The sequence below is a fragment of the Streptomyces sp. NPDC050743 genome, from assembly GCF_044456925.1.
GTDB lineage: Bacteria > Actinomycetota > Actinomycetes > Streptomycetales > Streptomycetaceae > Streptomyces.
In genome coordinates, this window is sequence record NZ_JBITGJ010000095.1 from 14441 (window position 1) to 27510 (window position 13070).

Here is a 13070-nt window from a genome sequence, read left to right on the forward strand (position 1 = left end):
GGGTTCCCCTCATCGTATGTCGGTGGCGGTGCGGCGCATGGTCCGCCCGCGTCGTTCCGGGTCGAGCGGCATCACGGTGAGTGTGCGGCGCGGCTGCTCGCGTGCCGTGAAGCGGGCGACGGTGGTGCCCAGCAGCGTCGCCTCGACCACATGGTCCTGCTGGTCGTCGTTGCTCCTGCGCATGCACGACTCGCCCCAGATCCGCAGGCGGCCCGCGGAGAGGATCACGCCGTCGCCGCCCCGCCGCCCCGTCTGCGCCGACAGGTGCGCACGGGCGTCGGAACGCACCGCCTGGACGAGCTCGCTCCAGCCGCTGACCTCGGTGTTGCTCCACGAGCGTGTCTGTGCTCGGGTGCGGTAGTCGTCGTGCCGTACGCCGATGGACAGCCCGTACAGCAGCTCCACCGGAACCCATCCCGCGGTCACCAGCTTCGCGAACCCCTGGCCGTCGAGGTGGCAGGTGAACGGCTGCGGCGCCCGTACCGTCCCGGCCGCGCGCACCGCGGTCCCGATCACCTTGAACTCCAGACAGTTGGACTGCCCCACGAAGGGCGCCACGGTCAACTGTGCGGCGACGACCCCGTCGCCGCCGAGAGCCGAGCACTCGGCGGTCATCCGGTCGAGGGCCGAGCGACGTGCCCGGTCGAGCACCTCGACGAGCCCGGCGGACGGGGCGCCGCTTCCGGAGAGGGCTATGGGCGCCGGGGCGCTGCTGAAGGCGTACTGGATGCCCCCGTAAAGACAGTCGTGATAGCCCCAGTACCGGCCGCTGCGGCCCACGTGGTACACGGCCGAGCCCATGACCTGGCCCACCGGCTCGAACCCCACGGCGCGCAGCGCGGCGAACTCACCGGTGGACAGCGCCGAGGACCACGTCCCGCTGCCCCGCACCTCCGCGATGCGCGCGGCTGCCGCCGGGGGCAGCCCGGCCCCCGTCCAGTCCCCGCTCATGGACACCAACTCCCGCTTCACGCCCGGTCCGAGGCACAGCGGTGCGAGTCTATGCCCAGGCCGCCGGACCGACGCGGGTGAGGGTGGACGAAGAGCCTGGGCCGGTGTCCGGGAGCCGGCGCCTCCCGTCGGCCCCCCTCAGGCCTCGCTCCCGCCGGCCCCGCACGGCCTCGCTCACGGTCGCCCGCGGGGCCGTCGCCCCCACCGGTCCCCGATTGCGACGAGACGACTCGCCTCGGCATACGCCATCTCCCTCACGTATCGCCCCCGACATGTCGCGGTGCGTGAGGCATGCCCGTCGAGGACGGTCGGGCGGCACCCTGGAGGAGGAGGACGTGTGCCGGCGGGAGAGGAGGCGTGATGCGAACCTGCGACGAGATCTATCACCGAATCCGCTGGGACCCGCGGTTCGACCCGGCCCGGTTCGTGCTGGGGATCTGCCAGCGCGGGGGTGCCCTCAAACGCATCGCGCTGCCTTCCTTCGTACCCGGGGGCGACATCCCGTGGCACCGGGTGGTGTTCATCGAGGCGGACGGCGAGGTGGTCTGGGACCGGGCCACAGGAGTGGACCGCATCGACGCGTCGGGCGCCGGCCGGGTGCGGAACCCGCAAGGGGACCCGGGCTACGGCAGGGGCACACCCGTCGGCGTCCTCGGCCTGGCCCCGACGGCCCACACGGCGGTGGCCTGGATCCCGCCCGCGGAGCTGTGGCCGCCGATCCAGGACATCCGCCGGGATTACGATCCGCAGGTCCACCGCTGGCCGCCGCACGTCAACGTCCTCTTCGGCTTCGTGCCGGAGTCCGACTTCGAGCGGGCCGCCCCGCTGCTCGCCGCGGCGACGGCCGAGACGCCCGTCTTCACCGCCCGGCTGGACGGGGTGCGCACCTTCCGGCACAGGGCGTACTCCACCGTGTGGCTCGACCCGGCAGCAGCCGGCAAGGTGCCGTGGGCGGACCTGCACCGCTCACTGCAGCGGCGGTTCCCGCGCTGTCGGGGGCCCGCCGAGGACTTCACCCCCCATCTGTCCCTGGGCCGGACCCGGGATCCGCGGCGAGTCGGCGCCGACTGCGCCACCCGGCTCGACGCCATGACGGCGACCGTCTGGGAACTCGTCCTGCTCTCCCGCAGGGGCCAGAGGCCGATGCGGCCACGGGCCACGGTCGCCCTGCGCACGGGCGACATCCGCTGGCTGCCGGCACCCGGCCTCGAAGCGCCCGGCCCGGAGGACACGGCCTGGCTCTCCGAGATCTCCGACAGGTGAGGCAGGATCAACCCCGCGCAGCGTGACGGGGAGGCAGCACGCACAACTCAGAGGTGCCACGGGGTCAAGCCGTCAACGGGCCTCTCGGCTCGCCCGGCCGGCCTCTCAGACGCCCGGTGTCCGACGGTGCGACCTCGGCGAGGTATGCGTCGATGCGCTTGCGGACCGGCGACGCGTCGCCGTAGCGGTCCGGTTTCGATGGTGTTGCGGCGCCGGGGCGCCGTCAATGATGCGGTACTGCTCGTGTTGCGCCACGAGAACGCGGCGCCGCGCAGACAGTTCCCGAGCCCGGGTTGGTACGAGCCGGCAGATCGCCCGTGGTTCGTGGTGCTGTCCTCCCTGATTCCCCGGCGCCAGTGGGCGCAACTGTTCCCGGTGACGCCCGCGACGCTGCTGGCATGGAACCGCAGTCCGGGCGCGCGCAATTGTGACTACAGCAAGCGCCGAAGGAGGCCCGGTGGACCGTCGACCGTAAGTGCGGTGAAGGCTCTGGTACTGCGGCTCGCCAGGGAGAATCCGCGGTGGGACTGCCGTCGGATCCAAGGGGAACTCGTCCGACTCGGATACCCGGTCGGCTCGACGACGGTTCGGGAGATCCTCACCGCGGCGGGCATCGATCCAGACCCCACGCCGTGGAGGGTCGGCATGACGCGAGTTCCTGACCGCGCAAGCCGAGGGCGTCATCGCCTGCGACTTCGTCCACATCGACCTGGTCGGCCTACGCCGCCTGTACGCGCTGGCTTCCTCGCACACGGCACACGCGGCTGCGCATCGCGGGAGTGACCGCTCATCCACCGGTCTGCGCCTGCCGAAATTGCCATCCATGCAGCTCAAGGCCGTGCCCGGGGCTGAGGCAGGATGATCACCGGTGTTGCTTCGACTCGCCTGCCTGACCTGTGGGGCTCGTAAAGTCATCGCTGCAGGTGGGAGCCTGCGTGCCGAGCTCTCGGCGGTGGCTGGGATGCTGCACGCATGATCACCTCGCTGCTGTACCGGGCCACCCGTGCGCTGCTGTCCCTGCCGGCGGCACTGCTGCGCCGGGAGACCGCCAAGGATGCCGAACTCCTGGTGCTGCGGCACGAAAACGCGGTACTGCGACGGCAACTCACCAGTCCGATCCGCTACGAGCCCGCGGACCGGTTCTGGCTGGCCGCGCTGTCGTCGCTGATACCGCGCCGCCGCTGGAGCAGCGTCTTCCCAGTCGCGCCAGGGACACTACTGGCCTGGCACCGAAGGCTGATCGCCAGAAAGTGGGACTACTCTGACCGACGCCGACGCACCGGCAGACCGCCCACCGCAGCCGCGCTCAAGAAGCTGGTCCTGCGCCTGGCGCATGACAATCCGCGGTGGGGGCATCGCCGGATCCAGGGCGAGCCGGCCCGACTTGGGTACCCGATCGCGTCCTCAACAGTGTGGCAGATCCTGCACGCTGCCGGCATCGGCCCAGCCCCGCGTCGCTCCGGTCCGAGCTGGCGCGAGTTCCTCACCATCCAGGCTGAGGGGATCATCGCTGCGGACTTCTTCCACGTGGACACCGTGACCGGCAGGCGCCTGTACGCGCTGGTCTTCCTCGAGCACGGCACCCGCAGACTCCACCTCACCGGCGTCACCGCCCACCCCACCGCACAGTGGGCGACCCAGCAGGCCCGCAACCTCGCCGCGGATCTCGGCGCCCGCGTCGAGTCCCTGCGCTTCGCCCTTCGCGACCGCGACAGCAAGTACACCAGCTCCTTCGACGCCGTCTTCGAAGCGGAGGAGAGGGAGGTGCTACTCAGCGCGCCGCAGGCACCGCGGATGAACGCCCACTGCGAGCGCGTGATCGGCACGATCCGCCGGGAGGCACTCGACCACGTTCTGATCATGAACGAGGCCCACGCCCGACAGGTCCTCGCCGAGTACCAGCACCACTACAACAGGCACCGACCGCACCGGGCCCGAGACCAACGACCGCCCGAGGCTCAGGACCAGCCCGCCTCCGGGCACGACCCACACACACAAAGGCTCCTACGCACCCACGTCCTCGGCGGGGTCATCAACGAGTACAGATATGCCGCGTGAGCTGCAGCGATGACTTTCCGAGCCCCGCAAGATGTCACACCAGCACTCAGCCGTCTCGGCGCCCATCTGTCGTCGGGAGCTGCCGCAAGTGGAGTTGATGATGTCAGCCAACGTGATACCACGCCGTCACTTTGAGCGACAATTGGCCAGCGTGTCCGACCCGTACCGCTTCAGACCAGCGCGGGCGAGTGCCGGAATACCGATGAAGCCGTCGCCTTCGGCAGGATGGGCACATGACCGAGATCCGCACACCCCGCCTGCTCCTCCGTAGCTGGCACGACGACGACCTCGCGCCAATGGCGGACATCAACGCGGACCTCCGGGTCATGCACTGGATCGGCGACGGTTCGGTGCGCGACCTGGACCACACGGCCGAGGACATCGAGCGGTGGGAGGAAGAGTGGGACGAGGAGGGCTTCGGCCTCTTCGCGGTCGAGCTGTTGGCCTCGGGCGAACTGATCGGCTTCACGGGACTGTCCGCGCCCGAGTTCCTGCCGGAGATGATGCCCGCCGTAGCGATCAGTTGGCGCATCGGCTCGCAGTTCTGGGGACAGGGATATGCGTCCGAAGCCGCCCACGCCACGCTTGAGTTTGCTCTCCAGGACCGCGGTCTGGACCGCGTCATCAGCATCAATCGGGTGGGTGACAACGCCTCCGAGAACGTCATCCGCAAGCTCGGCATGGTGCCCGAGCGAGAGACTGTGCACCCGACGTACGGCTACCCGCTGCGCGTTCACGCCATCGATCTCACCGAGTTCCAGGCATGAACCGGCCGAGCCGTCGATCACCACAAAACAGCCGACCACTGTCCCGACATCCCCGAGCGCATTGGTCGCGACGGCACGGACACGAGGCGACGGATGTTGTCCCCCTGTCGCTGACCTGCGCTTTCACGGAACTGTGCCCAGAGCCGTTTTCAGGAATCCGCATCAACGGCAGAGCCCGGACTCAACGCAGGCAGATCAGCCGCAGGCTGCCCGTCAACCGGTCCGCGTGGAAGACGACACCGTACTCCCGGCCGAACCGGTTGGCCTCAGCGACAGAACCGCCCATCGAGCGCAGGTAGAAGGCATACGCCACCGACTCGATCTGCTCCGCGGTCAGACACAGCTGCCAGCGGTTGCCTGGCCTGTCGAAGCATGCCGTGCGCACCCGCTCCGCCAAGCCCTCGGCCTGCGGCACGCGCAGCCGTGCTTCGACGCTCATGTAGACGCGTAACGCGTCCATTTCCGCTGGCCGCAGCTCAATCAACTGCTCACCGTCCACCAGGCCCTGGAGCTGCACCACCGGGGCGGGGCTGGCGTCGGTGTACGCCAGCACGTCATGGCCCTGCGGGGTGAGCCGGGCCGCCCACAGGATGGGCCGGCCCTCATGAGCGGACAGTTCGGCGCGCATCTCCCGGTCAGCCAGTTCCGCCAGTCCTTGTGCGGCGACGCTCTCCACCCCTTGCTGATGATTCGGGCGCAGGTCGCCGGAGAGCACCCAGCCTGTCCCGCGTGAAAACCCGAGTTCGGGCCCCTGATCACGACGTTTCGCTGCGGGACGGTGGTGGACCGGGGCATGATCGAGATCCGTGCGGTGGTCATGGATCTATCTGCTGACGCGCAGGTCGCTGGAGCTGGCGGGCCTGCGGCTGCTGGGCAACGCTGCCAAGGACGTCGAACTGCTGGTGCTGCGGCACCAGCTCGCTGTACTCCAACGCCAGCTCGGTATACCGAAGTTGGAACCGGCCGACCGGGTCCTGCTGGCGGCCCTGTCGCGTCTGCTGCCTAAGGGCTTGCAGATCATTAACACGTCGTCTTGATCTTGCTGTTGGGGTCGCCGGTCTGGGTTCGAACCCGAGCCTGGAGGGCTGTGAGGGCGGCGGGTGGAGTGGCCGCCGGCGGGATGACGATGCTGTGCGCCTTGAGCAGTGTCCTGATCTTCAGCAGGGTGCGGTGCATGGCGGTCCGACTGCTGTCGAACAGCACCGCGAGGGGTTCCGCGGCCAGGGCGACCCGCAGGTGAAGGACGGCCGCCAGGACCTGGTCGGGGAAGGCGAGCCGGGGCGGGCGGCCGCGCTTGACGTCGCCATCGACGGCCAAAGTGTCGGTGAGATCGCTCAGTTGCTGCCGGGACATGCCGGTCAGGGCGGGGTCGGACAGTAGAGCATGGTCCCACTGCGGGGCCGGCTTCTGCCGAGTCCGGGGCGCTGGGACGGCAGGGCCCGGCTGGGGGTGCAGGGCATAGTTCCAGTCGCCGTGGAAGGCGTGTCGGGTCAGTGGCAGGGACGCCATCTCCGCGTCGCCGATCTGGACTCCGGTTGGGTAGATGTTGGTGTCCAGCTCGGCCATGACCCGCAGGCCGGTGCGGGTGGTGGTCGCGGCGATGGACTGGACGATGACTTCGTGGCTGGTCAGCGGGCGGCCGCGCCAGTTCATGGTGATGTGCGAGAAGAGCCGATGCTCGATTTTGTTCCACTTCGATGTGCCCGGCGGCAGGTGGCAAACGGTGATCGTCAGTCCTGTTTCGGCCGCGAGCCGGGCGAGTTCGAGCTTCCAGGCCCGGGTGCGGTAGCCGTTTGAGCCGCCCGCATCGGCGGTGATGAGCAGTCGTGTCGCTTGCGGGTAGGCGGCCCGGCCCTGGCCGCACCACCAGCGGCGGATCGATTCCACTGCGAACGCGGCGGTGTCGTGATCGGTGCCCACGTTGACCCAGCCGGTGTTCGCCGCGAGATCGTAGATCCCGTACGGGACGGCCTTGCCCAGCTGCGGGTCGGCGAAGTCATGGACGTTCACCGGCATCGGATCAGCCGCAGGCCGCCACTGGCGGCCGTTGTTCTTGAACTCGCCGACGAGTTCCTTCTTCTTGGTGTCCACGCTGATCACCGGCTGGCCGGTGTCCCGGTGATCGCGGGCCTGCTCGTTGAGATAGCGGAACTGGGCATCCCGGTCCGGATGCTGGCCACCCTCGATGGTCTTGGCGTTGGCCTGCAGACTGAAGCCTTCCTCCCGCAGCAGGTCCGCGACGGTGTCCGCACTGACTTTGTGCCCGCTCCGGGCCAGCTCCCGCGCCAGCGTGCGGGTCGACTTCACCGTCCACCGAAGCGGCGACATCGGATCGCCGCGCTCGTCCGGCTCGACCAGCGCCAGCAGTGCCGGCCGCAGACCCGGATCGAGATCTGCGACCCTCTTGCGGCCCCCGCCCGGCCGCCGCACCCGCCCCAGAGGCTCTTCGCCGGTCTCCAGCTCGAACACGCCTTTGCGGACCGTGGTCTCACTCACCGAGGCCGCCCGCGCGACGGACCGAACACCACCGTGTCCCAGGACACGGGCCTCTGCGGCCATCAGCAGCCGTCGCTGCCGCTCATCCAGATGTGGAAACAACACCGCGAACTTCATGGCGAGTTGGGTACGGATCTCGTCCGGAATGCGCATACCACATCAACGAGCCATGGGGCGGGAAGCAACACCTTGATGATCTGCAAGCTCTAAGGGTTGTCCCGTAAATGATCTCCCAGCCGATGAGAGCGCGGTGGGATCGCTGCGGGGCTCAGCCGCCTAACCGGCGAGGGCGAGGTTGTGCAGGCGGGCGATGCCGAGCATGGCGTGGTGGACACCGTCGCCCTTCAGCCGGCAGTCGCGGAGAATCTTCCAGCCCTTCATGCGGGCGAAGACGTGCTCGACGCGGGCACGGACCTTGCGGTGCGAGGTGTTGTGCTCCTTTTTCCAAGCTGGCAGTTCCGCCTGCCCCTTCGCGCGCCGGTGCGGGATGACCAGGCCGGTGCCCCGATAGCCGCCGTCGGCAATCACCGTGGTCCTCCCGACGGCTGCCTTGACCCCGGACAGTTCCCACGCCTTGCAGTCGTTGCGGTTGCCTGGCAGGGGTTGGCCGACCACCACGACCAGCCGGGTGTCCGCGTCGATGACGACTTGGTGGTTGGTGGAGTACCGATAGTTCTTCGACTGCTCGGCGACCCGGTGGTCACGGGTCGGCACGAACGTGCCGTCCACGATCAGGACGGTGTCCTTGCGGAACCGCTGGCGCGGCTGGAGAGCGAGCGACGAACCGAGATGGCCGACTATGCGGTCGGCTGCGGACTTCGAGATCCCGAACAGCGGGGCAAGCTGGCGCAGCGTCAGGTTCGTCCGCCAGTACGCGGCAATCAGCAGCACCCGCTCCTCCAGCGGCAGGCTCCACGGCCGGCCCGGTCGCACCTCATCGGCACCTTCGCGGCGCAGCGCGGTCACCAGCTTGGTGAAACACCGCGGGCTGACCCCGGAGAACGGGGCTATCCAAGACGGCTCCGACGCCGTGATCACACCAGGCACACCAAGATCATCACACTTGTGCCACCGCCCGCTGTAACATCACGCGCCGCAAGGACGAAGCGATCGATGATCGGCCGTCCCTATGGCGCACCACTCCCGGCGGAAGGCAACTGTGCAAAGACAATGGAGCGGGGCCCCAGTGGGAAGAAAAGCCGAGTACAGCGCGGCCGCCTGGCTGGTTGGGTGGGTGGTGTTCCTGGGGTCCGGGTATGCGGCCTCGTTGATGTTGATCAGTACCTGGGCGAACTGCGACATTGGCACCGACGGCTCCTACCAGCTCGTTGCATGGGTGGTCGCGTCGACCGGCGTGGCGACGGTGTCCACCGTGCTGTGGGCTGTGATGCGCAAGGTGACAGGTCGCCGGCGCATCCTGCTGCCGCTGGTGTTGACGATTCTCGCCACTGCGATGCTGCTCTGGCCGGAGTTGGCAGTGTGGTACGTGTCGCCCGGCCACCCGGACAGCATGTGCGAACCGGGCGGCAAGCCCGTGGGGTGGCCCAACTGGCTACCTTTGTGAGGCGGGCCGCCAGCAGAGCTTCCTAATGCTGTTGTCAAGCTGCGTTGGCGCTCGGTGGTGTGACTTGGTAGGACCGTCGGTCACGGATCAAGGCCCACAGGACGTTGACGCGTCGGCGGGCGAGGGCGAGTACCGCCTGGACATGCTTCTTCCCCTCGGCGCGTTTGCGGTCGTAGAACTTCCGGGAGTTCGGGTCGTAGCAGACGCTGACCAGTGCGGAGGTGTAGAAGACGCGCTGGAGTCTTCGGTGGTAGGTGAGCGGCCGGTGGAGGTTGCCGCTGACCTTGCCGGAGTCGCGAGGTGCCGGGGCGACGCCGGCGAAGGCCGCCAGGGCGTCCGGGGACTCGAAGTCGTCGAGGCTGCCGCCGACGGCGGCGAGGAATTCGGCACCGAGCACAGTGCCGATGCCCGGGAAGCTCAGGACGATGTCGGCGAGTTCGTGCTCGTGAAACCGGCCCTCGATGAACCTGTCCGTCTCAGCGATCTGCTCATTGAGGGCCATCACCTCCTCGGCCAGGGTGTGGACCAGCTTCGCGATGGTCTTCTCCCCGGGGACGGCGGTGTGCTGTCGCTCAGCGGCCTCGACTGCTGCTTCGGCCAGGGCTCTTGCGTTTCGGACCTTGCGGTTGGCCAGCCACTTCGTGAGTCGCGCAACTCCGGTGCGGCGGATTGCGGCCGGGGTCTGGTAGCCCGTCAGCAGCCTGAGCGGGCCGATGTTGGTCACGTCCAAGGCCCGTTCCAGGGCGGGGAACATGCTCAGCAGGGTGCCGCGCAGGCGGTTAACGACGCAGGTGCGGTCCTCGACCAGGTCGGCCCGGCGTCCGGTCAGCAGCTTGAGCTCGATGGCGGCTTCGTCTCCGGGACGGATGGGTCGCAGGTCGCGGCGCATCCTGGCCTGATCGGCGATGACGTAGGCGTCGCGGGCGTCGGTCTTGCCCTCGCCGCGGTAGCCGTCGGCTGCCCGGTTCACCAGGCGGCCGGGGATGTAGAGGACCTCCTGGCAGTGGTTGACCAGCAGGGCCAGCAGCAGCGCGGGTTCCCCGCCGGTCATGTCGATGGCCCAGGTGACCTGGCGGCCGTCGGCGAGGTCGAGGACATCGCCGATCAGCTTCAGCAGCTCGGGCTCGTCGTTGGCGACCCTTCGCGACAGCAGCGTCTTGCCGTCGGCGTCCAGTGCGAGGCCGTGACGGTGACCCTTGCCGCTGTCGATCCCCGCCCATATCCGGCTCATCATGCTCCTGACGTGCGTGTTCGTGCTGTTCGTGCCACGGACGACCTCGCCGGCATTGCTCTACACAGCGACTTGTTCGCACTTCCTAATCGGCGGCCGAGTCGTCGTGGGGTGCTGGGCGGCGAAGCTTGCTCAGCCACGAATCGGCCGCAGCCTGATAGCCACACCCAGCACCCCTGGGCGACCCAACCCTACGAATGGCTCGATCAACCCGATCAAGAAGGTAGAGCAGCCTGACGGCAGGCAGACAAACGGCCTGATCAGCAGCCCGAACCAGGGTTTTCACGCGGGACACGGCGACAACCCGCACCTTGGAGGAGCGGCTTCAGGCCGCCCGCTCCAACCTCCGCTTCCAGGACCGCCGCGTCGCCTGCCTCGAAGCCCGTATCGCCGATGCGGCGTCTGCGACCTGATCTGTTCCAACAACCAGTTCACGGCCCGTCCACCGTCCCGGTGGGCGGGCCGTCTCGCGAGAGCACCCCAACGAGAGAGCCAAAATAGGAGTCCGTGGCCTATTAAGCACTAGATCGCCCGCGCCCCCAATGTCACTTTGAGTTACTGATTAATTGCACTGCGCTCAACGTTATTGCGCTGCTCTGTCTGCTGAAGTGTCACAGTCATGCTGCAATGTGTACTTGAGTTCTCACTGCCGCATGTACGGGACTAGATTCCTCCCGTTAAACGACCTCCAGGGGAGCGGTTTTGGGCGAGTTGCGGAGCGGGGACCCGAAGCAGGTAGGGCCCTTCTGTATCGAGTCACGTCTTGGAAGTGGCGGGATGGGGAGGGTGTATCTCGGCTCTGCCGATAAAGGAGAATCCAAAGCGGCCATCAAAATCATCAAGCCGGAGCAGGTTGATGACCCAGAGTTCCGGCGGCGGTTTGCGCGAGAGGTGGCTGCAGCGGTCCGGATTCGACACCCACGAACCGTGCGCGTCTTGGACTTCGATGTCACCGCCGCCGAGCCCTGGCTGGCCACAGAATATGTACAGGGTCCGTCGTTGCATCAACGTATCTCAGAGCATGGCCCTTTGAGTGTGGAGGAAGCCGTCGCGTTCGGTTCGGGCATCGCCCAGGGGCTCTCCGCCATCCACGCTGCGGGGCTCGTCCATCGTGACTTGAAGCCATGCAACGTAATGTTGGCGGGCGACGGGCCGAAAATCATCGATTTCGGACTCGCGTACACGCCCTACGCCAGCGCACTGACCGGCACGGGAACGCCCTTGGGGACTCCCGGCTACTTCTCGCCTGAGCAAGCGCAGGGGCTGAGAGTGTCTCCGGCGGCTGACGTCTTCTCATTCGGCGCGTTGCTGGCCTTCGCGGTCAGCGGGCGCGCCCCCTTTGGCACCGGGGACTATCCGGCACTGCTGTGGAGGATTGTCAATGAGGAACCGGACGTTTCCTCCGTCCCTGATGCGCTCCGGGGGATCATATGCGCTTGTCTCGCGAAGCATCCCAAGGATCGTCCCTCCCTCAAGGATGTGTTGCACGCGCTGGAAGCAGCTGCATCGCAGCCGGGGACATCCGAGTTGAAACGGCGCATGCGTGTGGTCGGCTCCCTGCGGGCACGCAAGTTTGCCCGCAGCTCCGCACGACGGCGTCCGCGAACCAAACGACGGGGAGTCATCGCGGCCGCCGTAACCCTATCCGTTTTGTCGGGAGCCGCTGTGGGATGGATCAGCAGCCATGACAGCGGCTCGAATTCGCCCAACAACGAGGCAGAATCCCGCGAAAGCAGCCAGGGGGCACGCGATGCCGGCCAGGGGGCCGTGCCAGAAAAATTTGCGATTCCTGCACGTAATGTCGACCCTCTGAGACAGGACTGGGAGAATCGAACGTACGCAATGTATGTACCCACTGCTTCAACCGGGGAGGGTGCGGCGCATCCAATCGTGATCAAGAGAGGTCAGTCGCGGGAAACGCGATGGGGGCACGTTTATCTGACTCAGGTGCTACATACCGCATACCGGGGAACACCGTTGACGTTCGCCGTGTTGAACTATGCATTCAAAATGGGCTCCGACAGCAAGGGTTTTGAGCAGTTCTACACCCTCAACTGCTTGAAATACCAAAACGGGCGATATGAGGTCGTTAGTGGGCAAACGGATTCGTCGTTTGTCAAGGTGTCAAGTCCGGATGCCGTTGGGTCTAAATGGGAAACCTGGCAGGTTATCGATCAGGGTAAGCTCGTCCAGCAAAACAAGCAGAAAGGGACGGCGACCGTATTCTCATTCGACGACTCCTGTTCCGTCGATGTGGCAGGCGGCTACGATCCCACCGACTCGGACTGATCACCCCTCAGTCATCGGTATTCTGTGACATCGGGGAGACGCGAGGGCATGAGCCTCACGACTGCGGACGGGAAGAGCGAGTGGGTCATCGCCCGGCTGATCGTGCGCCGAGTCCGTAATCTGGCCAAACCGGCCGTCGTGGGCGAGCAGGGCGAACTGTTCCCGGTCTGGCGCTATTTCAGGTTGAACTCGCCAGCCCTCAGCGGGACGGGACGCTGGTCACTCAGCGCGGTGAAGAAGCTTTTGGATTCTGCGCCGGAGACCGACCAATGTGACGCCACGGCCGCACAGCACGTCAGCAAAAAGCGCTCGCCCGACTCCGGCAACAGGCCAACGTGACGCTCTCGCCCCACGCCTGTGGGTGCCGACAATCCTGTCACCTACGCTGAACTGCGACTTGAGAGTCACGATGTCATCACGTCGAAAGCGCTCGTGAGCCCGTCAGCGCAGG

At 67.2% G+C, this 13070-nt stretch carries 12 protein-coding genes; 7 read left to right on the plus strand and 5 right to left on the minus strand.

What is annotated here, in order from left to right:
* Positions 1 to 9 precede the first annotated feature (9 nt).
* Positions 10 to 951 carry a heavy metal-binding domain-containing protein gene (locus tag ACIBJF_RS43435; RefSeq protein WP_399182645.1) on the minus strand — a complete coding sequence of 314 codons (942 nt, stop codon included), beginning with the start codon at positions 949 to 951 and terminating at the stop codon, positions 10 to 12.
* Positions 952 to 1311: 360 nt separating this feature from the next.
* Between ACIBJF_RS43435 and ACIBJF_RS43440 the strand changes: the two genes are divergently transcribed.
* From ACIBJF_RS43440 to ACIBJF_RS43450, 3 genes are all read left to right on the plus strand, one after another.
* Positions 1312 to 2214, plus strand: a complete 903-nt coding sequence (locus tag ACIBJF_RS43440) for an RNA repair domain-containing protein (RefSeq protein ID WP_399182647.1) — start codon at positions 1312 to 1314, stop codon at positions 2212 to 2214.
* 972 nt (positions 2215 to 3186) lie between these two features.
* Positions 3187 to 4272, plus strand: a complete 1086-nt coding sequence (locus tag ACIBJF_RS43445) for an integrase core domain-containing protein (RefSeq protein ID WP_399182649.1) — start codon at positions 3187 to 3189, stop codon at positions 4270 to 4272.
* A gap of 233 nt (positions 4273 to 4505) precedes the next feature.
* The gene (locus tag ACIBJF_RS43450; RefSeq protein WP_399182651.1) at positions 4506 to 5039 is read left to right on the plus strand and encodes a GNAT family N-acetyltransferase; all 534 of its coding nucleotides are present in this window, start codon (positions 4506 to 4508) and stop codon (positions 5037 to 5039) included.
* 181 nt (positions 5040 to 5220) lie between these two features.
* Here ACIBJF_RS43450 and ACIBJF_RS43455 read toward each other — a convergent pair whose 3' ends face one another.
* Positions 5221 to 5754: a DUF6417 family protein gene (locus tag ACIBJF_RS43455; RefSeq protein WP_399182653.1), complete on the minus strand. Its 534-nt coding sequence runs from the start codon at positions 5752 to 5754 to the stop codon at positions 5221 to 5223.
* A 91-nt stretch (positions 5755 to 5845) separates the two neighbouring features.
* On the opposite strand from ACIBJF_RS43455, the gene ACIBJF_RS43460 reads away from it, so the two are divergent.
* Positions 5846 to 6076, plus strand: coding sequence for a hypothetical protein (locus tag ACIBJF_RS43460; protein WP_399182655.1), 231 nt, complete (start codon positions 5846 to 5848; stop codon positions 6074 to 6076).
* On the opposite strand, the gene ACIBJF_RS43465 is transcribed toward ACIBJF_RS43460, so the two are convergent.
* Together ACIBJF_RS43465 and ACIBJF_RS43470 are read right to left on the minus strand one after the other, a co-directional pair.
* Positions 6060 to 7688 (minus strand): ISAzo13 family transposase, encoded by a 1629-nt coding sequence (locus tag ACIBJF_RS43465; RefSeq protein ID WP_399182657.1) that lies wholly within the window; start codon positions 7686 to 7688, stop codon positions 6060 to 6062. The genes ACIBJF_RS43460 and ACIBJF_RS43465 overlap by 17 nt on opposite strands.
* Before the next feature lie 123 nt (positions 7689 to 7811).
* A complete protein-coding gene (locus ACIBJF_RS43470) occupies positions 7812 to 8582 on the minus strand; it encodes a transposase (RefSeq protein ID WP_399182659.1) in 771 nt (256 codons plus the stop codon).
* Positions 8583 to 8721: 139 nt separating this feature from the next.
* Between ACIBJF_RS43470 and ACIBJF_RS43475 the strand changes: the two genes are divergently transcribed.
* Positions 8722 to 9099 carry a hypothetical protein gene (locus tag ACIBJF_RS43475; protein ID WP_399182661.1) on the plus strand — a complete coding sequence of 126 codons (378 nt, stop codon included), beginning with the start codon at positions 8722 to 8724 and terminating at the stop codon, positions 9097 to 9099.
* A 34-nt stretch (positions 9100 to 9133) separates the two neighbouring features.
* On the opposite strand, the gene ACIBJF_RS43480 is transcribed toward ACIBJF_RS43475, so the two are convergent.
* The gene (locus ACIBJF_RS43480) at positions 9134 to 10330 is read right to left on the minus strand and encodes an IS110 family transposase (protein WP_399182662.1); all 1197 of its coding nucleotides are present in this window, start codon (positions 10328 to 10330) and stop codon (positions 9134 to 9136) included.
* Between the two features lie 711 nt (positions 10331 to 11041).
* Here ACIBJF_RS43480 and ACIBJF_RS43485 point away from each other — a divergent pair.
* A complete protein-coding gene (locus ACIBJF_RS43485) occupies positions 11042 to 12619 on the plus strand; it encodes a serine/threonine protein kinase (RefSeq protein ID WP_399182668.1) in 1578 nt (525 codons plus the stop codon).
* A gap of 48 nt (positions 12620 to 12667) precedes the next feature.
* Positions 12668 to 12958, plus strand: coding sequence for a hypothetical protein (locus tag ACIBJF_RS43490; RefSeq protein WP_399182664.1), 291 nt, complete (start codon positions 12668 to 12670; stop codon positions 12956 to 12958).
* Positions 12959 to 13070 lie beyond the last annotated feature (112 nt).

Excerpts from the sequence above, each read along its gene's own strand:
- ACIBJF_RS43435 (WP_399182645.1), bottom strand. The coding sequence starts at position 951 with ATGAGCGGGGACTGGACGGGGGCCGGGCTGCCCCCGGCGGCAGCCGCG.
- ACIBJF_RS43440 (WP_399182647.1), top strand. The coding sequence starts at position 1,312 with ATGCGAACCTGCGACGAGATCTATCACCGAATCCGCTGGGACCCGCGG.
- ACIBJF_RS43445 (WP_399182649.1), top strand. The coding sequence starts at position 3,187 with ATGATCACCTCGCTGCTGTACCGGGCCACCCGTGCGCTGCTGTCCCTG.
- ACIBJF_RS43450 (WP_399182651.1), top strand. The coding sequence starts at position 4,506 with ATGACCGAGATCCGCACACCCCGCCTGCTCCTCCGTAGCTGGCACGAC.
- ACIBJF_RS43465 (WP_399182657.1), bottom strand. The coding sequence starts at position 7,688 with ATGCGCATTCCGGACGAGATCCGTACCCAACTCGCCATGAAGTTCGCG.
- ACIBJF_RS43480 (WP_399182662.1), bottom strand. The coding sequence starts at position 10,330 with ATGAGCCGGATATGGGCGGGGATCGACAGCGGCAAGGGTCACCGTCAC.
- ACIBJF_RS43490 (WP_399182664.1), top strand. The coding sequence starts at position 12,668 with ATGAGCCTCACGACTGCGGACGGGAAGAGCGAGTGGGTCATCGCCCGG.